The 18,740-nt window shown below is 50.3% G+C and carries 15 protein-coding genes; 8 read left to right on the plus strand and 7 right to left on the minus strand.

What is annotated here, in order from left to right; all coding sequences use genetic code 11:
- Window positions 1-17: 17 nt before the first annotated feature.
- Window positions 18-851, minus strand: a complete 834-nt coding sequence (fdhD, locus tag KP22_RS14800; protein ID WP_039306999.1) for a formate dehydrogenase accessory sulfurtransferase FdhD — start codon at window positions 849-851, stop codon at window positions 18-20.
- 543 nt (window positions 852-1,394) lie between these two features.
- On the opposite strand from fdhD, the gene exaC reads away from it, so the two are divergent.
- Both exaC and KP22_RS14810 read left to right on the plus strand, forming a co-directional pair.
- Entirely contained in the window at window positions 1,395-2,930 is a 1,536-nt protein-coding gene (exaC, locus tag KP22_RS14805; RefSeq protein ID WP_039307002.1) for an acetaldehyde dehydrogenase ExaC, read from the plus strand.
- Between the two features lie 207 nt (window positions 2,931-3,137).
- Window positions 3,138-4,130 carry an acyltransferase gene (locus tag KP22_RS14810; RefSeq protein ID WP_039307005.1) on the plus strand — a complete coding sequence of 331 codons (993 nt, stop codon included), beginning with the start codon at window positions 3,138-3,140 and terminating at the stop codon, window positions 4,128-4,130.
- 30 nt (window positions 4,131-4,160) lie between these two features.
- Here KP22_RS14810 and xylB read toward each other — a convergent pair whose 3' ends face one another.
- A complete protein-coding gene (xylB, locus tag KP22_RS14815; RefSeq protein ID WP_039325018.1) occupies window positions 4,161-5,618 on the minus strand; it encodes a xylulokinase in 1,458 nt (485 codons plus the stop codon).
- 66 nt (window positions 5,619-5,684) lie between these two features.
- On the minus strand, window positions 5,685-7,004 hold the full coding sequence (gene xylA / locus KP22_RS14820) for a xylose isomerase (protein WP_039307010.1): 1,320 nt from the start codon (window positions 7,002-7,004) through the stop codon (window positions 5,685-5,687).
- 358 nt (window positions 7,005-7,362) lie between these two features.
- Between xylA and xylF the strand changes: the two genes are divergently transcribed.
- From xylF to xylR, 4 genes are all read left to right on the plus strand, one after another.
- Window positions 7,363-8,358, plus strand: coding sequence for a D-xylose ABC transporter substrate-binding protein (xylF, locus tag KP22_RS14825; protein ID WP_039307014.1), 996 nt, complete (start codon window positions 7,363-7,365; stop codon window positions 8,356-8,358).
- 119 nt (window positions 8,359-8,477) lie between these two features.
- Complete coding sequence (locus KP22_RS14830; RefSeq protein ID WP_039307019.1) at window positions 8,478-10,019, plus strand: xylose ABC transporter ATP-binding protein; 1,542 nt, start codon at window positions 8,478-8,480, stop codon at window positions 10,017-10,019.
- Between the two features lie 28 nt (window positions 10,020-10,047).
- The gene (gene xylH, locus KP22_RS14835) at window positions 10,048-11,178 is read left to right on the plus strand and encodes a xylose ABC transporter permease XylH (protein WP_244880037.1); all 1,131 of its coding nucleotides are present in this window, start codon (window positions 10,048-10,050) and stop codon (window positions 11,176-11,178) included.
- A 134-nt stretch (window positions 11,179-11,312) separates the two neighbouring features.
- Window positions 11,313-12,491, plus strand: coding sequence for a D-xylose utilization transcriptional activator XylR (gene xylR / locus KP22_RS14840; RefSeq protein ID WP_039325022.1), 1,179 nt, complete (start codon window positions 11,313-11,315; stop codon window positions 12,489-12,491).
- Between the two features lie 69 nt (window positions 12,492-12,560).
- On the opposite strand, the gene KP22_RS14845 is transcribed toward xylR, so the two are convergent.
- Window positions 12,561-13,136, minus strand: coding sequence for a DJ-1/PfpI family protein (locus KP22_RS14845; RefSeq protein WP_039307025.1), 576 nt, complete (start codon window positions 13,134-13,136; stop codon window positions 12,561-12,563).
- A gap of 536 nt (window positions 13,137-13,672) precedes the next feature.
- Here KP22_RS14845 and argG point away from each other — a divergent pair.
- Both argG and carI read left to right on the plus strand, forming a co-directional pair.
- Window positions 13,673-15,019 carry an argininosuccinate synthase gene (gene argG / locus KP22_RS14850; RefSeq protein ID WP_039325025.1) on the plus strand — a complete coding sequence of 449 codons (1,347 nt, stop codon included), beginning with the start codon at window positions 13,673-13,675 and terminating at the stop codon, window positions 15,017-15,019.
- 269 nt (window positions 15,020-15,288) lie between these two features.
- Entirely contained in the window at window positions 15,289-15,939 is a 651-nt protein-coding gene (gene carI, locus KP22_RS14855; RefSeq protein ID WP_039325028.1) for an acyl-homoserine-lactone synthase CarI, read from the plus strand.
- Here carI and KP22_RS14860 read toward each other — a convergent pair.
- The 3 genes from KP22_RS14860 to KP22_RS14870 form a co-directional block, all read right to left on the minus strand.
- A complete protein-coding gene (locus KP22_RS14860; RefSeq protein WP_039307035.1) occupies window positions 15,923-16,651 on the minus strand; it encodes a helix-turn-helix transcriptional regulator in 729 nt (242 codons plus the stop codon). The two genes, carI and KP22_RS14860, sit on opposite strands and share 17 nt — an antisense overlap.
- Before the next feature lie 356 nt (window positions 16,652-17,007).
- Window positions 17,008-18,210 carry a pectinesterase PemB gene (gene pemB / locus KP22_RS14865; RefSeq protein ID WP_039325030.1) on the minus strand — a complete coding sequence of 401 codons (1,203 nt, stop codon included), beginning with the start codon at window positions 18,208-18,210 and terminating at the stop codon, window positions 17,008-17,010.
- Between the two features lie 29 nt (window positions 18,211-18,239).
- Window positions 18,240-18,581 carry a GlpM family protein gene (locus KP22_RS14870; RefSeq protein ID WP_039325031.1) on the minus strand — a complete coding sequence of 114 codons (342 nt, stop codon included), beginning with the start codon at window positions 18,579-18,581 and terminating at the stop codon, window positions 18,240-18,242.
- Window positions 18,582-18,740 lie beyond the last annotated feature (159 nt).

Raw genomic sequence — 18,740 nt, forward strand, 5'->3', positions numbered from 1 at the left:
ATCCTGACGGCAGTGGTTTACTCGCTTAGGCGCTGCGGATGTGTGTAGATAGTCGCCTGTCCCGGTCGACAAAAACCGACCAGCGTCAGATTGCAGCGCTGTGCAACTTCTACAGCCAGCGAGGTTGCCGCCGAGACGGCAAACAAGATTTCTACGCCACACATAGCGGATTTTTGCACCATTTCATAGCTGGCCCGGCTGGAAACCAGTGCGGCACCCTGTTGCCACCCTTGTTTTGCCCGGGCACCAAGCAATTTATCCAGTGCGACATGGCGGCCGACATCTTCGCTTCCCCCTGATAGTGTGCCATCTGGTGCTATCCAGCTTGCGGCGTGAGTGCAGCCAGTCATTTGACCGATCTTCTGCACATCACGCAGACGTACTAGCGCATTTTCAAGTTTGCTGAGAGAAAATGCCTGTGTGAAGGGCAAAGGAGTGACTGGTTTGCCGATTTCTGCAAGCTGCTCTACACCACATACACCGCATCCTGTGCGGCCATCCATCGCCCGACGCCGCTCTTTTAGCCCAGCAAAGCGTCGGCTGGAAAGCTCAATGTGAACTTCAATGCCGTTACAGGCGGGCTGCACATCAATGCCGTAAATATCTGCCGGTGATTGAATAATGCCTTCGGATAAGGAAAACCCGAGGGCGAATTGTTGCAACTCCTTCGGTGATGCCATCATGACGACATGCGAGATACCGTTATAAACCAGCGCCACGGGCACCTCTTCCGCTAGCCAGTCAGACTGTGGCTGATGCAGCGAGTCGGGATGATAGACCGGATGTTGCGTTGCGCCTTCGAGGACGGCATCCGCTTGTGAATGAACCCCTTTCACCTGAAATACCTGCATGTTAGTAACCATAGAAATTAAAAGTATTATACCCGTCATACTTCAAGTTGCATGTGCGTTGGCTGCGCTACTCGACACACTAGCGTGTGCCTCGCCCTACAGGGGCCGCTGCAAGCAGCGTTCAAACCTGCCTTTGGCAGATTTGTCACTCGCCCGAATCACTTACTTGAGTAAGCTCATCGGGGCTCCTTCCCTTGCCGCGTTACGAGGCTCATAAATGAACCTCGCCCTAGCGGGCCAACGCTTTGCGTTGTTCAAAACGATAACGTTTTGTCCTGAAACTCGAATTATTTAGGGTATATCTCGCTGCGCCAGAAGGGATGCGAATTTTTCTCCAGGAACAGCGAGCGTGCTCGCATAGCAATATGTATTTTTCCTGTAACAGGAAAGAAACTGTGCGTTAACTCGAAGAGTTGTCTTCTTCTCTGCCTGAACCCTATCGCTAACCCCATACCCCGTATAGGCTTAATGTAGCTGCTTACTGCTTGCCTCTTTTCTTCACTGCGGCATGGCCGCTCATTCGGAAATGAAAAGGAGACTGAAATGGCACACGATAATCTCGAAGGTCGATCCGAGTTTGGCGAAGTCGGTTCTCTCAATCTGAAAAAACGCTATGACAATTTTATCGGCGGAGCGTGGGTTCCACCTGATGCTGGTCAGTATTTTGTCAATTTAACCCCCGTAACTGGCCAACCTATGTGTGAAGTAGCCAGTTCGTCAACGCGAGATATTGATTACGCGCTGGATGCTGCCCATAAGGTAAAAGCGGAATGGGGAGGGCTGTCGGTGCAGGAACGCGCATTGGTACTTAACCGAATCGCTGATCGGATGGAGCAAAATCTTGAACTGTTGGCGCAGATAGAAACCTGGGATAACGGTAAGCCGATACGTGAAACCAGCGGGGCGGATGTGCCGCTGGCGATTGACCATTTTCGCTATTTTGCAGCCTGTATCCGAGCGCAAGAGGGGGCAATTAGCGAAATTGATGGCGATACCGTGGCCTATCATTTTCATGAACCTCTCGGCGTTGTCGGGCAAATCATTCCCTGGAATTTCCCGCTGTTGATGGCCTGTTGGAAGATGGCGCCTGCACTGGCCGCCGGTAACTGTATTGTGCTGAAACCCGCCAAACTGACGCCGATGTCGGTGCTGATTTTGATGGAGCTGATTCAGGATCTGCTGCCGCCGGGCGTCATTAATGTCGTTAATGGGTCGGGAAGCGAAATTGGTGAATATCTGGCTACGTCAAAACGCGTCGCGAAAGTCGCATTCACCGGGTCGACCGAGGTGGGCCAGCAGATCATGAGCTATGCGGCGCAGAACGTGACGCCAGTAACGCTGGAGCTGGGCGGTAAATCGCCGAACATTTTCTTTGCCGACGTGATGGATAAGGAAGATAGCTTCTTTGATAAAGCGCTCGAAGGTTTCACGCTGTTTGCCTTCAATCAGGGAGAGGTTTGCACCTGTCCGAGCCGCGCGCTGGTGCAGGAATCTATCTATGAGCGCTTTATGGAACGTGCAATCAAGCGCGTTGAGGCTATCCGTATCGGTAACCCGCTGGACAGCAAAACCATGATGGGCGCACAGGTGTCAGCAGGCCAGCTTGACACCATCCTTAACTATATTGATATCGGTAAGAAAGAGGGCGCACGTGTGCTCACGGGCGGCCAGCGTAAGGCGATGCCGGGCGGGCTGTCGGAAGGCTACTACCTGGAGCCGACGATATTGTTCGGTAAAAACAGTATGCGCGTCTTCCAAGAGGAGATTTTCGGTCCGGTGCTGGCGGTAACAACGTTCAAAACCATGGATGACGCGCTGGAGATAGCCAACGATACGGAATACGGCTTGGGCGCAGGTGTATGGAGCCGTAACGGTAACATCGCTTACCGAATGGGGCGCGGTATTCAGGCGGGTCGGGTTTGGACCAACTGTTATCACGCCTATCCCGCACATGCCGCGTTTGGGGGCTATAAGCAGTCCGGTATCGGGCGCGAGAATCATAAAATGATGCTGGATCATTATCAGCAAACCAAGTGCCTGTTGGTGAGTTACTCTGATAAGCCAATGGGGCTGTTCTAACAGCACACTTCCTTAAAACCCTGCGCGCCTGCCAATGCGGGTGGGTGCGCAGGCATAGCGTAAATCGATGCGAGCTTTCCGTGTTAATGCGTCCTGAGCACTCAGATTTGCCCGATTGTTAGTCGCTGATTCTTGATAGTTGATTGTGCCGGCGCTTAACAACGGCTACGATATTTTGAATAGCGCTTTGCTTTCAAGAGGTTGTGCATGAAGGATAAGATCGGCTGGATTGATAACCTGCGGGCGCTGGCCTGCATGATGGTCGTTCTGATTCATAGCACAACTTACTCTATTACTGCGGGTGGCACACCGGGCGACGGGCATTGGGATGTGGCGAATGTCCTGAACTCTGCTTCGCGCGTCTGCGTCCCGTTGTTTTTTATGATCTCGGGCTATTTATTCTTTGGTGAACGCAGTGCGGGGAAAAAACATTTCCTGCGTATCGGCTTATGTCTGCTTTTTTATAGTACGGTCGCGTTGATCTATATTGCGACGCTCACGCCGATTAATGGCTTGAATTCATTACACCATGCGCTGCAAAAACCGATCTTTTATCACTTATGGTTTTTCTACGCCATTATCGTGATTTACCTGCTCTCCCCACTTATTACAATCAAGCCAGTATCGGGTAAATATTTAGCGGTCTTGATTATCTTATTAGCTGTTGTCGCCAATCCTAATACGGGGCGTGTGGGGTTTGAAGGCTTTAAATTACTGCCTGTTAATCTCTATATTTACGGCGATACGTTTTACTACGTGCTGTATGCCGCGCTGGGGCGCGCGTTGGGCATGTTGGACGTGCCAAAGAAAGTCGTGCTGGCCGCTATCCCCTTCTTTATCGCGTGTGTCGCGCTGATTGCAATGGGGACGAAGCACCACACATTGTTGAACGATACGTTTACCCAGACGTTTTATATCTACTGTGGCCCATTGGTGTTTCTGGCCGCGGTCAGCCTGCTGGTGGTGTTTAAGAATTACTTTAGCCAGCGGGTTTTACCGGGGTTTGCCACCATTTCGCGTCATTCGCTGGCGATTTACGGTTTTCACGCGTTGATCATTCACTATCTGCGTACACATGATGTCGCGTTGCCGTCCCCCCCTGTTCTCGATATTTTCTCTGTCTTCGCCATCGCGCTGGCTGGCAGCTTGCTGCTTTCGATGGCGCTACAGAAGATTGATGTGCGGCGCTGGGTGAGTTGACGGTTCGCCCAGCTTATCGGACTAACGGTGCTACATCAGCGGACTAAGCTGTTGATAGAGCGTTTTAAATATACGCCTCCGCTCGGCATAGTCGGCGTGGTGCTGGCTGTTCGGCTGATGAACCTGCTCCAGCGGTAGCGGTGGCAAGAGTTCTGCTAGTGGCGTATGGGGATGCATAGCAATTTGCGCCAGACGGGCAGCACCAAGCGCAGGGCCGACATCCCCCCCCGTGCGGTATTCCAGCGTTTGACCACTGATATCTGCCAATATTTGCCGCCAATAGGCGCTACGTGTACCACCACCAATTAGCGTGATGCTATCGGGCTTCAGCCCAGTCATGTGCAGCGCGTCCATCCCGTCAGCCAGTGCAAATCCCACACCTTCCAGTACCGCTTTTGCCAGCTCTACGCGGCCATGTTGGTGGGTCAGCCCCCAGAATGCGCCTTTGGCATCGGGATTATTGTGTGGCGTACGCTCGCCGGAAAGATAGGGTAAGAACCACACTGGTGTTATTGAGTCATCAACTGGCGTCGAGGCGATTTCCTGCAACAGCGTGGACACGCTCTCGGCCTGTGTCAGGTGGGCGACCCAGTCGAGGCAAGATGCTGCGCTTAACATTACGGACATCAGGTGCCAGGTATTCGGCAGTGCGTGACAGAAGCTATGGACGGCATGCTGAGGATTGCTGAGAAAGCCGTCGCTGACGGCGAAGTAAACGCCGGATGTACCGAGAGACAGCATCGCCTGACCGGTTTTATACAGCCCGACGCCAATCGCGCCTGCTGCGTTATCTCCACCGCCAGCAATAACGGGGATGGGTTCCATACCCCAACGACTGGCGATGTCAGGTCGCAGATAGCCGGTAATTTGGCTGCCTTCATACAGCGTGGGCATATGCTCGCGGCTCAGCGAGCAAGCTTCCAGTAGAGCGTCGCTCCAATCTCGTTTGGCAACGTCCAGCCAAAGGGTTCCTGCCGCATCGGACATATCGCTGGCGAATTCCCCTGTCAGACGCCAGCGCAGATAGTCTTTTGGCAGCAGGACCTTGTCGATTTGGCGAAAGATAGCGTTTTCGTTTTCCTGTACCCATTTTAGTTTGGGGGCAGTAAAGCCCGGCATCATCAGGTTGCCGGTAATCTGGCGCGATGTCGGCACCAACTGTTCCAGCGACCGGCATTGTGCTGCGCTGCGCCCGTCATTCCAGAGGATCGCAGGTCGTAGCACGTTCTGGTGGGCGTCCAGCAAGGTCGCCCCGTGCATTTGCCCGGTTAACCCCAGCGCTTTCACGCCGCGAAGGTTGTGTGTTGCTGCCAATGCTTGTAACGCTTGATCGGTTGCCTGCCACCAGTCTTCAGGTGCTTGCTCCGACCAAAGTGGATGTGGACGAGAAATGCTCAGCGCGGCGCTATGGCTGGCAATCACCTCGCCTGCTTCATCCAGCAGGATGGCTTTAACACCGGAAGTGCCCAGATCAATACCGATATACATAGTCGCTCCTGATAACCTCGTGCTACGGCAGTTTTTTAACCTGCCGTAGCAGGTATGAGTACCGTTTTAGCCAAATAGGTGGCGGTTAACCATATTTTCCAGCAATTCCTGCTGGCCACTCTGGTGCTGTGGAGCAAGCTGGTGGCTTTCCGCATACTGGGCAAGTGATTCCAGAGACGCGTTGCCTTGCAGAATTTGCTGGCCCAGTTCTCCGTTCCAGCCCGCATAGCGCTTAGCAACAAGCTGATTGAGCTTATCATCCTCAATCATTCTGGCAGCAGCCTTGAGCGCCAGTGCCATCGTATCCATCGCGCCGATATGGGCATGGAAAAGGTCATAGCGATCGGTGCTCTGGCGACGGACTTTGGCATCAAAGTTTAGACCGCCCGTCGTGAAGCCGCCCGCCTTAAGAATTTCATACATGATCAGCGCGTTCTCTTCCACGCTGTTAGGGAACTGATCGGTGTCCCAGCCAAGCTGAGGGTCGCCGCGATTGGCATCGACCGATCCGAAAACGCCCAGCGCGACAGCGGTGGCGATTTCATGATGGAATGAATGCCCAGCGAGCGTAGCGTGGTTGGCTTCCACGTTGACTTTAATCTCTTTCTCCAGCCCAAACTGTTTCAGGAAGCCATAAACGGTGGCGACATCGTAATCGTACTGATGTTTGGTCGGCTCCTGCGGCTTCGGTTCAATAAGCAGTGTGCCCTGAAAACCGGTTTTGTGTTTATGCTCGACGACCATTTGCATGAAACGGCCAATCTGTTTGCGTTCCTGACGCAGGTCGGTATTGAGCAGGGTTTCATACCCTTCGCGTCCGCCCCATAGTACATAGTTTTCACCGCCTAGCTTTTTCGTCGCGTTCATTGCCGTGAACACCTGCGTGGCCGCCCAGGCAAACACCTCTGGGTCAGGGCTGGTGGCCGCACCTGCGCCATAGCGTGGATTGGTGAAACAGTTGGCGGTGCCCCACAGCAGCTTCACGCCGCTATCTTGCTGCTTTTCCGCTAACACATCGGTGATCACGGCAAAGTTATGCAGATACTCTTTCAGCGAGTTCCCTTCCGGCGCGACATCAACATCATGAAAGCAGTAGTAAGGCACGCTTAGCTTTTGAAAAAATTCGAATGCGATGTCCGCTTTGCGCTTCGCCAGCTCCAACGCGTCGCCGGACTGTTGCCACGGTCGGGCAAAGGAGCCGACGCCAAACATATCCGCGCCGTTCCAGCAGAACGTGTGCCAATACGCAACGGCAAAACGCAAATGGTCCGCCATACGTTTACCGAGAATTTCCTGATCGGGGTTGTAGTGGCGAAAGGCGAAGGGATTATTGCTTTGGCTACCTTCATAACGGACTTTTTCGATCTGTTCAAAATAAGCTTGCATTGTTAACTCCTTAGAAACCATCCAGACGGAAGAGACGGTAATGTGATTAATTTTCGGAGTGGATGAACGTTTCCTCAATTACGTTATTTCACACTGAAATTCAGAGAATTATTAAATGTGCGCTGTGTCGCAAAAATAACGGTGTTTTAACCTGAATGCGCTTCGCAATATGTAACAACGTGAAGAGGTGACTCGACAATAAAATATGACCCGTATCAAAAAACGGAAATTAAACCAAAAAACATAATTGGAGGATAAAAATCTGTAATTGATGGGGGGATGCTTAGCGATAATACTCATCTGGCAATTGCGAGTGGAGTCTTAGGCCCTGCATTTTAAATAAAAAAGGTACGCTATGATGAAAGTTAAACATTTTTTACTCTCAGCTTGTGCCGTATTCACTTTAGTTTGTCAGCCCGGATTCGCGAAAGACGTGAAAATAGGTATGGCGATTGATGATTTGCGTCTTGAACGCTGGCAGAAAGATCGCGATCTTTTTGTTGAGCAAGCCAAAAAGCAGGGCGCTGATGTTTTTGTTCAATCAGCAAACGGCAATGAAGCTACGCAAATTTCTCAAATAGAAAACATGATCAATCGCGGTGTCGATGTATTGGTTATTATTCCTTATAACGGTCAGGTACTTGGTAATGTTATTGCGGAAGCAAAACGTGAGGGAATAAAAGTTCTTGCATACGATCGCATGATTAATAATGCAGATGTGGATTTTTATATCTCATTTGATAATGAAAAGGTTGGGGAGCTACAGGCGAAATATCTCGTCGATAAGGTGCCCGGCGGTAACTATTTCTTAATGGGCGGCTCACCCGTCGATAATAATGCGAAGCTGTTTCGTCAGGGGCAAATGAAAGTGCTCACGCCGTTGATCGAGAGCGGGAAGATCAAGGTCGTTGGCGATCAGTGGGTTGATGCCTGGCTACCAGAGAACGCGCTAAAAATTATGGAAAATGCGCTAACGGCGAACAGCAATAAGATTGATGCCGTCGTTGCGTCGAACGATGCGACGGCGGGCGGGGCGATTCAGGCGCTGGCTGCACAAGGCTTGGCAGGGAAAGTCGCTATTTCCGGTCAGGATGCCGATCTGGCGGCAATTAAACGCATTGTGGCTGGGACGCAAACCATGACGGTCTATAAACCGATTAGCAAGCTGGCGAAAGATGCCGCAGATATTGCCGTGGCGCTTGGATCAGGTAAAGCGCCGGAGTCTAACGCTAAATTAAACAATGGGTTGAAAGACATATCCTCCTTCTTACTGACCCCGATTTCCGTCGATAAATCCAATATTGACTCCACCGTCATTGCTGATGGTTTCCACAAAAAAGCGGATGTGTATTAACGATCTTCACAACCAATTGATTTCAGGATGTAGGAAAGAGGTTACTGAGCCATGACATGACGTTGTGGCTCGCCACTGTCGCAGACGAGGTCTGAGATACCTGAATCACGGAGGCCGTGATGCCACACCTGTTGGAAATGAAAAACATCACCAAGGCGTTTGGCGCGGTGAAAGCCGTCGATAACGTCAGCCTGGTGCTGGAGGCTGGTCAGGTCTTGTCGCTGTGCGGCGAGAATGGCTCAGGGAAATCCACCTTGATGAAGGTGTTGTGTGCTATCTACCCAGATGGCAGTTATGACGGGAAGATTATCTTTTCGGGTGATGAACTACGTGCCAACCATATCCGTGATACGGAGCAGAAAGGTATCGCGATTATTCATCAGGAACTGGCGCTGGTGAAAGAGATGACGGTGCTGGAGAACATGTTTCTGGGTAATGAGTGGACGCGTTTTGGTGTGATGGATTACGACAATATGTATTTACGCTGCCAGCGTATGTTGGAACAGGTCAAGCTGGCCGTCGACCCAAATACTAAAGTGGGCGAGCTAGGGTTAGGTCAGCAGCAACTGGTGGAAATCGCCAAGGCGCTGAACAAGCAGGTGCGCCTGTTGGTGTTGGATGAACCAACGGCCTCATTGACCGAACGAGAAACGGGTATTCTGCTGGAGATCATTCAGGATCTGCGCGATCACGGCATCGCCTGTATCTATATTTCTCATAAGCTCAATGAAGTTAAAGCGATTTCCGATGTGATTTGCGTGATTCGCGACGGGAAACATATCGGTACACGTCCGGCGGCTGAGCTGAGCGAGGATCAGATCATTGCGATGATGGTAGGGCGGGAACTGACGGAGCTTTATCCCAATGAACCGCATGTCATTGGTGAAGAAGTATTGCGCGTAGAACACCTTACCGCCTGGCACCCCGTCAATCGTCACATTCGTCGGGTTGACGATGTTTCATTTGCTCTGCATCGAGGCGAGATTCTCGGTATTGCCGGATTGGTTGGGTCAGGGCGCACGGAGATGGTGCAGTGTTTGTTTGGTGCCTATCATGGCCGCTGGCAGGGCGACATCGTTATTGACGGTAAGCGGGTGACCATCAACAACTGTCAGCAGGCTATGGCGCAGGGAATTGCAATGGTGCCAGAGGATCGTAAGAAGGACGGTATCGTCCCAGTGATGAGCGTGGCGCAGAATATGACGCTGGCGGCGCTTGAGCAATTCACAGGGGCGCTTTCCATGCTGGATGATGCTCGTGAGCAGGACATCGTCCGGCAGTCGCTAGCGAACCTGAAAGTGAAAACCTCCAGCCCGGAACTGGCGATCGCCCGATTAAGCGGCGGCAACCAGCAAAAAGCGGTGCTGGCAAAATGTCTGCTGCTGAATCCTCGCATTCTCATCCTCGATGAACCTACGCGCGGCATCGATATCGGTGCCAAATATGAAATCTATAAGCTCATCAATGCACTGGTAAAACAGCATATTGCCGTCATCGTTATTTCTTCAGAATTGCCTGAAGTATTGGGATTGAGCGATCGGGTGTTGGTGATGCATCAGGGGCGTATCAAAGCGGATTTGATCAATCGCGATTTAACCCAGGAACAGGTTATGGAAGCTGCATTGAGGAGTGAACATCGTGCTGAAAACATCGCAGTCTGAACAACAACATGTCGCCGGATCTGTCTCGATGCTGCAACGGCTGAAAAGCATCAATCTTCAGGTCTACGTGATGATTGCCGCCATCATCGCGATCATGCTCTTTTTCACCTACATGACCGATGGGGCGTACCTCAGTGCGCGTAATCTTTCCAACCTGCTGAGGCAAACGGCAATTACTGGCATTCTGGCGGTCGGTATGGTGTTTGTCATTATCTCTGCCGAAATCGATCTGTCGGTCGGATCGATGATGGGGTTATTGGGTGGTGCGGCGGCTATTTTTGATGTCTGGCTTGGCTGGCCTTTGCCACTAACCATTGTTGTGACGCTCGCGCTGGGATTATTGCTCGGTGCGTGGAACGGCTGGTGGGTTGCCTACCGGAAAGTCCCTTCTTTTATCGTAACACTGGCGGGGATGCTGGCTTTTCGCGGCATTTTGATCGGCATTACCAATGGGACAACGGTATCCCCGACCAGCGAGGCGATGTCGCAGATTGGGCAAAGCTATCTGCCTTCTGGCATCGGTTTTATGTTCGGTGCGATCGGGCTGATGGTGTTTATTGGCTGGCAGTGGCGTCGGCGCAGCAGCCGTGCCCGGTTAGGATTACCGATAAATCCACCCGCAGGTGATGTCGGCCGGCAGACAGTGACGGCACTCGTCGTACTGGGTGCGATCTATCTGCTGAATGACTATCGCGGTGTGCCAACGCCGGTTCTGGTGCTGACGCTGTTGATGCTAGGCGGTATTTTTCTGGCGACGCGAACCGCGTTTGGCCGCCGTATCTATGCCGTGGGCGGGAATATCGACGCGGCTCGTTTATCGGGAGTGAATGTCGAACGCACCAAAATGGCGGTGTTCGCAATTAACGGCCTGATGGTCGCGGTTGCCGGGCTGATTCTCAGTTCGCGATTGGGGGCGGGGTCGCCATCTGCCGGGAATATTGCCGAGCTGGATGCGATTGCGGCCTGCGTGATTGGTGGAACCAGTCTGGCGGGGGGGATTGGTAGCGTGGCGGGTGCGGTGATGGGGGCATTTATCATGGCGTCGCTGGATAACGGGATGAGCATGCTGGATGTGCCGACGTTCTGGCAATACGTTGTGAAAGGAGGAATCCTGCTCCTAGCTGTGTGGATGGACACCGCCACAAAGCGGCGCGTATGACGTGGTTGGGCCTGTGGAGGAAATACGTGACGGCTCGCAATAATCAGCAAATTATTTTGGCCTCTGAGGGCGCTGTGCTATTCAAGAAAGAGAGTTTTATTCAAGGAACTTGCGATTAATGAGCGCCGACTACCATGTTTGAAAAACGCTATCGCATCACGCTGCTGTTCAACGCCAACAAAGTGTATGACCGTCAGGTGGTTGAAGGGGTTGGCGAATATTTACAGGCTTCTCAGTGTGACTGGGACATCTTCATTGAAGAGGATTTCCGTTGCCGGATTGATAACATCAAAGAGTGGCTGGGTGATGGCGTGATTGCCGATTTTGACGATGGCGAGATCAAACGGCTACTACAGGATGTGAACGTTCCGCTAGTGGGGGTTGGCGGTTCCTATCATCAGCCCGAGGATTACCCGCCTGTGCATTATATCGCGACAGATAATTATGCACTGGTGGAAAGCGCGTTTATGCACCTTAAAGAGAAAGGTCTGAACCGCTTTGCTTTTTATGGCCTGCCTGCATCGGGTGGTAAAGGCTGGGCACAGGAGCGGGAGCACGCTTTCCGGCAGTTGGTTGCGGCAGAAAAGTACCAGGGCGTGGTATATCAGGGAATGGAAACGTCGCCGAATAACTGGCAATACGCGCAAAATCGATTGGCCGATTGGGTACAGGGACTGCCGCCGCAGACCGGAATTATTGCGGTAACGGATTCCCGTGCGCGTCATCTGTTGCAGGTCTGCGAACATCTGAATATTGCCGTACCGGAAAAGCTGTGCGTGATTGGGATCGACAACGAAGATCTGATTCGCTACCTGTCACGCGTCGCGCTATCGTCGGTGGCGCAAGGCACGCGGCAAATGGGATACCGTGCAGCTAAACTGCTGCACCAACTGTTGCTGAATCAGGCCGAGTTGCCGCTGCAACGTATTCTGGTGCCACCGGTTCGGGTGGTTGAACGCCGCTCAACGGATTATCGCTCCGTGCACGATCCTGCTGTTATTCAGGCGATGCACTTTATTCGTTATCACGCCTGTAAAGGGATTAAGGTCGAGCAGGTGCTGGATGCAGTGGGGATTTCCCGCTCTAATCTGGAAAAACGCTTCAAAGATGAGGTAGGTCAGACGATCCACGGTGTGATTCACGCGGAGAAATTAGATCGGGCGCGTAACTTGCTGATTTCGACTTCGCTCCCGATTGGCGAGATCTCGCTGATGTGTGGCTACCCTTCGCTACCCTATTTTTATGCCGTCTTTAAAAAAGGCTATGACATCACGCCGAAAGAGTACCGCGAGCGCTATGGGGAAGGTTATTAAGGTATTCACATAGGAAAATCATGCAGGAAGGCGCGATGGTGCGCGCCTTATCATTAGGCTGGTGAACGGTTACGCTGGCACACGCCAGTAATCATAATCGATGTGCTCAACCTGGAAGTTGGCATCTTCTTTATCACCGGTCAGGCGGGTGGCGATGGTAAAGGCAAAATCGAATGACACGCCTAGCCCCTTGCCGCTGATCAGATTGCCGTCTTCTACGACTTTCTCGTTAACATAAACGCCATCGGTCACGTCCTGCCATAAATCTCCAGAACAGACGTAGCGGCGGCCTTTCAGCAGCTTGTTACCACCCAGCACGCGTGCGGCCGCGGAGCACAGTGGGCAGATCAGTTTTCCCGCGTCGTCATGGCGGCGGATAAACTCGACAACCATCGGGTTTGCGGCAAGATTTACCGTTCCTTGTGGGCCGCCGGGAATGACCACCGCATCAAACAGCGTGTCCTGGTTTCTTTCCAGCAGTGCATCGGCAAACAGTCGGATATTGTGATAACTGCGCAGCTCCAGTCTGTCATAGCATGACAGCATGGTGACTTCTATCTTCATACGGTGCAGTACATCAATCACCATAATCGCTTCTGCTTCTTCAAACCCAGGAGCCAGCAGAACGGCGACGTTCATAGACATAGCATCTCCAGCAATATGCAAGGGAAAGTGTTAACGGCAAGAGGATAGCAAAGAAATATCGTAAAAATGAAACGATGTTTTATTAATGTCGGGTGAGTCGCGTAAACGATTTTTGCTGCTTATCTTGAAGAGAAGATGGCGTTATACTTGCTAACTGGTCGTGAATTAGCCACGAATTTTTTTGCATGAAAGTATGACTCTTCTCTTCCTGTCCCGCCAAAAAGATGTTTAAATTATCACTCACTTATTTTGCATAAATATGCATTTGTGAGCGTATCGATTATTGGTCATCGACCGGCCCGTTTGATGTGGGATGTGCACAGGGCTCGAACGCTCATTAATGTATGGCGTAACATAATGGTGTGGCGGCTAAGCTGATACCTTAAATAATTCGAGTTGCAGGCAGGCGGCAATCGCCCGAGTCCCCAGGAGCTTAAATCGGTAAGTGACTGGGGTGAGTAAGAGAAGCCAACGCACATGCAGTTTGAAGTATAACGGGTATATCACCATAGATCTTTCGAGCAGGGATTACATATATGACAACGATTCTCAAGCATCTTCCGGTTGGTCAGCGTATTGGTATTGCGTTCTCGGGTGGTCTGGATACCAGCGCTGCGCTGCTTTGGATGCGTCAAAAGGGCGCGGTTCCTTATGCGTATACCGCAAATCTGGGGCAACCAGACGAGGATGACTACGATGAAATTCCACGTCGTGCTATGGAATACGGTGCAGAAAATGCTCGCCTTATCGATTGCCGTAAGCAATTAGTCGCTGAAGGTATCGCTGCGATTCAGTGTGGCGCATTCCACAATACGACAGCGGGCGTGACCTATTTCAACACCACACCGCTAGGCCGTGCGGTTACCGGTACGATGCTGGTTGCGGCGATGAAAGAAGACGGCGTGAACATCTGGGGTGACGGCAGCACCTATAAAGGCAACGATATTGAGCGTTTCTATCGCTACGGCCTGCTGACCAATGCTGAACTGAAGATTTACAAGCCGTGGCTGGACACCGACTTCATTGATGAGCTGGGTGGTCGTCAGGAGATGTCAGAGTTTATGTCGCAGGCAGGGTTCGGCTATAAAATGTCGGCCGAGAAAGCCTATTCCACCGATTCCAATATTCTGGGTGCGACGCACGAAGCGAAGGATCTGGAATTCCTGAACTCCAGCGTCAAAATCGTTAACCCGATTATGGGCGTGAAATTCTGGGACGAGAACGTCAAGGTTCCGGCAGAAGAAGTGACCATTCGTTTTGAACGTGGTTACCCGATTGCGCTGAACGGCAAGACTTTTACCGATGATGTCGAACTGATGCTGGAAGCGAACCGCATCGGCGGTCGCCACGGTCTGGGTATGAGCGATCAGATCGAAAACCGTATCATTGAAGCGAAAAGCCGCGGCATCTATGAAGCACCGGGAATGGCATTGTTGCACATTGCCTATGAGCGTCTGGTTACTGGTATCCACAACGAAGACACCATCGAACAATACCACGCTAATGGTCGTCAACTGGGGCGTTTCCTGTATCAGGGACGCTGGTTTGATTCCCAGGCGCTGATGTTGCGTGATTCTTCTCAGCGTTGGATCGCCAGTGCTATCACCGGCGAAGTGACGCTGGAGCTGCGTCGTGGCAATGATTACTCCATCATGAATACCGTGTCTGACAATCTGACCTATAAACCAGAACGTTTGACCATGGAGAAAGGCGACTCGGTATTTTCACCTGATGACCGTATTGGCCAGTTGACCATGCGCAATCTGGACATCACTGATACGCGTGAAAAACTGTTTAGTTATGTTGAAACAGGCTTGCTCTCCTCTTCTGCTAGCACGGGTCTGCCGCAGGTAGGGCAAGTGCAGCATAAAGAAGAGAAATAACTCACAGGTTGAGTGATATAAAAATCCGGAATCGTCTTGCGCTTCCGGGTTTTTTTTATCTATTTATCATATGATTACATTCGTTTTTCCCATGAAATTTTTTCGTGTGTGAACTCTTGCTGACAATGCGGGTTGCATCTGTACAACCACCGAGGAAAGCGACAGAATACCTATAAATAATCAGGTGGGAAAATAATCTGAAGGCGAAGGATCTGTAGGATGGTGTATTGTTTTTTGAGGTTATGTATTAACTTTTCAATGGAGGAAAAATGTTAGAGATATTTGATGTAAATCACACCTTGTTGTCGGAAACGAAATCAGAAGAGCTATTTACCCTCAGAAAAGAGACGTTTAAAGATCGACTGAATTGGGCCGTACAATGTACTGATGGAATGGAGTTTGATCAGTATGATAATAATAATACGACTTATCTTTTTGGTATAAAAGATAACACTGTCATTTGTAGTCTGAGATTTATCGAAACAAAATATCCTAACATGATTACTGGAACATTTTTCTCCTATTTCAAAGAGATCAATATTCCAGAAGGGAATTATCTGGAATCTAGCCGTTTTTTTGTAGATAAATCACGTGCGAAAGAAATTCTCGGCAACGAATATCCTATTAGTTCGATGCTATTTCTTTCGATGATTAACTATTCAAGGGATAAAGGTTATGATGGAATATATACGATAGTTAGCCACCCTATGCTGACGATATTAAAGCGTTCTGGTTGGGGTATTAGTGTGGTTGAGCAAGGCTTGTCAGAGAAGAAAGAAAGGGTCTATTTAGTTTTTCTTCCTGTTGATGATCAGAATCAGGACGCTTTGGTTCGTCGTATTAACCGCAGCGGGACATTTATGAGCAATGATTTGAAACAGTGGCCGCTACGGTTACCTGCCGCTATTGTACAGGCTTAATGAGCTGCAACTCAACGCCGAGCCTTATCGCATGCTTGGCATTAAGGACACCTAGTTTTTTCACAACGTTGCCGATATGAAATTTTACCGTGCTGGTTTTAATACCGAGAATAATAGCCACCTCCAGATAGGTTTTACCCATGCTGGCCCAGTAAAGAATTTCATTTTCTCGTTGAGAAAATATGTCTTTATTATGTAATTGTTTTTTACTTTCAATCATCTCTCTGCAAAGAGAGATGATTTCTTCATATGCTTCAATTAACAGCATCTGGAAAGTGTCTTTCTTTTCTTCAATAAATTTTTCAACATCATCTGGATATGAACTGTCCACGATAATCGATAGCATGGCCAGATTGTCGCCATGATCGTGAAGTACAAAGGTATATCCGTTGATGATGTTATATTTTTTAGAGAGGTCAAATATTTTGGCAAGTTGTAGTCGAGTATTAATAACCAGGCTTTTCTCCCAAGAGAAAGGCGATATCTTATTAAATGAAGCAAGAACAACAGGATCAATGTGTTGATACTTATTTTCTTTATACAGGTCAACCCATTCATCGGGATAGCTGGAAATGATGATCATTTGAGAAGGGTTCTTCTTATTGAGAACCATAAATGAGAATTTTACGCCATCGTAATGATCCAAATTTTTAGTGAAGTGTTTTTTGATTACCTTGCTTATTATTTCGCTATCAGTGAATAATGGCGACATCTCATGACCTCAGTCTGAAGAATCAACATCCCTGTAATGGAAAAGTATATACCTATACCTGTACCTAAGTCTAATTGTTATGCCGAAGTGAAAAAACGTACAATTATAAGATAAGTAAAAAGACGTAATTGATATAATTCATATGCATTTAAATTTTGTTGATTATTGGCTAACATCAGGGAATGTTCATTTAACTGGCTTCATCAATAACGTCATAAAAAAACAGCGCTTTTCTTCTCTACACTGGTACCATTTTGCAGGCCTATTAAGATGCACCAACATTTGCTGCATCAATCTGATTCTTGTGCTTGCAACAGTCGTCTTTGATGCATGCTGTGCCTGTTTCCCATCGCACGCTATTCCTTGTCGATATTGTTATATTCCCACAGCCGATTGAAATGCATATCGTCCAGATTGCGGGCCGAATCCGCGTTACCCGTAAAGGGTCGTGCGGTAGTCGCGGCGGCTCCCCACGGTTGTTCTCTATCGTAGCTGGCGTCAATTGTGCTATCGCGGATCACTAACTGGCCGTTTGCCGTCTGACCCGGCTGATATCCCGTTTGCCTTGCCCCTTGATCCCAGGCGCGTCCCAGTTTGGCCTTTCTTTCCCCGCTGAAGCCTTCGTCACCCGTAAAGCGGCACTTTACTGCCAAGAAACCATACGGCGCCCATGGCATGCTGTCAGGTGCGAAGACATGTATATCTTTTGCTCCACGGCTAGAAACGGTATGAAAGTGGACGCAATCGAATACCGCAGTCGCTCGGCCAAAAACATAATCGACATCGCCCTCAATATAGCTGTCTTTAATGTAGGCGCGGCTGTAGCGGTCTGTGACGTACTCATTCTGGAGGTTGCTGGTATTGACAAAAAACGTATCCTGACGCCCGATCAGGCGAACTCTTTCAAGCTGCACCTTATCGCCGTCGGTGCGCAGCGCGACGGCCTGATGTGCACGGCTATCTACTGAATCCAGCAATGAATTTACCACTGTCAGGTTCTTCATCTGGAAACTGTCGCTCTGCGACCAGACTACGGCTGCACAGAGAGTATCAATCGTCGCGTTCTGCTTTGACGCACAGAGATCGTACATGTACCAGGCTGGGTCACCGGGCTGATATTCACCGTGCGGGTTCACTGTTTCTCGGTAGGTTGCTGGTGAGAACATCGAATCCAGCGTGAGTTGAATCACTACGTCATCCGGTTGTTCTCCCGCTCCAAATAGCGTGAGCGGTGGGGCATCGGCGGGGAGGTAGACCGTGCCGGTATAGGTGCCCGGCAGCACTTTAATATCAATGCGCGTCCGATCCCGCTGAGCCCGCAGCGCGGCGTTCACCGCCTGCTGGATATGAGTGTGCGTTGCGCCATCGACCCCGACTTTTGGCCCGACAACCCAAGGCGTCGCCGGATCGACCTCAATCGGTACGGGCTGCCAGACATCAGCATCAGGATGGTCAACGTGTCCACACCGCGTAAAATAGTGCGGGAGCGTGAAGCGTTCTGCTTCCTGCGCGGAGAGAATGGGGCGAGAAACCGTGCCTGGATATGTCGTTTTTGTCATTGCACAATCCTAAGATAAGAAGTCAGACGCTAATTCCCCTGATACCACGTCCAGATTTTGATCAGCAGTGCCGCTGATACACTCCAACACACGACTGCCGCGAGCAGCGCCTGTGGCAATTTCATCCACCCGGTAAAGTAATAAAGTGAGATGAGATAAACCAGATAAGGAATAACAGACCAGATGCCAAACAGGATGGTGGCGCGTAGCGCGTCCAGTCCACGTTCAGTGCCAACGATGTAATGCGCGATCAGGGCGAACGTGGGGAATAGCGGCACTAGCCCGGCAATATAATAGTTTCGGCTTTTCGCCAGTACGCTGATGAGCAATACGATCAGCGCGCCAATAACCGATTTGATAAACAATGACATAAGTATAACTTCTGGCTTAATTAAGCATCGCGAATGCACAGAGAATAGCGAAAAAGTGTCGGGATGGAATAGTGCGATCGCACAGCTTAAGATTTCAATTCGTGGTGATTTCGTTATTCTTAGCGTCAGAATGAATAAATACCGTACGTGATACCCGTC

The organism is Pectobacterium betavasculorum, from assembly GCF_000749845.1.
GTDB lineage: Bacteria > Pseudomonadota > Gammaproteobacteria > Enterobacterales > Enterobacteriaceae > Pectobacterium > Pectobacterium betavasculorum.

Excerpts from the sequence above, each read along its gene's own strand:
- fdhD (WP_039306999.1), bottom strand. The coding sequence starts at position 851 with ATGCAGGTATTTCAGGTGAAAGGGGTTCATTCACAAGCGGATGCCGTC.
- exaC (WP_039307002.1), top strand. The coding sequence starts at position 1,395 with ATGGCACACGATAATCTCGAAGGTCGATCCGAGTTTGGCGAAGTCGGT.
- KP22_RS14810 (WP_039307005.1), top strand. The coding sequence starts at position 3,138 with ATGAAGGATAAGATCGGCTGGATTGATAACCTGCGGGCGCTGGCCTGC.
- xylB (WP_039325018.1), bottom strand. The coding sequence starts at position 5,618 with ATGTATATCGGTATTGATCTGGGCACTTCCGGTGTTAAAGCCATCCTG.
- xylA (WP_039307010.1), bottom strand. The coding sequence starts at position 7,004 with ATGCAAGCTTATTTTGAACAGATCGAAAAAGTCCGTTATGAAGGTAGC.
- xylF (WP_039307014.1), top strand. The coding sequence starts at position 7,363 with ATGAAAGTTAAACATTTTTTACTCTCAGCTTGTGCCGTATTCACTTTA.
- KP22_RS14830 (WP_039307019.1), top strand. The coding sequence starts at position 8,478 with ATGCCACACCTGTTGGAAATGAAAAACATCACCAAGGCGTTTGGCGCG.
- xylH (WP_244880037.1), top strand. The coding sequence starts at position 10,048 with ATGCTGCAACGGCTGAAAAGCATCAATCTTCAGGTCTACGTGATGATT.
- xylR (WP_039325022.1), top strand. The coding sequence starts at position 11,313 with ATGTTTGAAAAACGCTATCGCATCACGCTGCTGTTCAACGCCAACAAA.
- KP22_RS14845 (WP_039307025.1), bottom strand. The coding sequence starts at position 13,136 with ATGTCTATGAACGTCGCCGTTCTGCTGGCTCCTGGGTTTGAAGAAGCA.
- argG (WP_039325025.1), top strand. The coding sequence starts at position 13,673 with ATGACAACGATTCTCAAGCATCTTCCGGTTGGTCAGCGTATTGGTATT.
- carI (WP_039325028.1), top strand. The coding sequence starts at position 15,289 with ATGTTAGAGATATTTGATGTAAATCACACCTTGTTGTCGGAAACGAAA.
- KP22_RS14860 (WP_039307035.1), bottom strand. The coding sequence starts at position 16,651 with ATGTCGCCATTATTCACTGATAGCGAAATAATAAGCAAGGTAATCAAA.
- pemB (WP_039325030.1), bottom strand. The coding sequence starts at position 18,210 with ATGACAAAAACGACATATCCAGGCACGGTTTCTCGCCCCATTCTCTCC.
- KP22_RS14870 (WP_039325031.1), bottom strand. The coding sequence starts at position 18,581 with ATGTCATTGTTTATCAAATCGGTTATTGGCGCGCTGATCGTATTGCTC.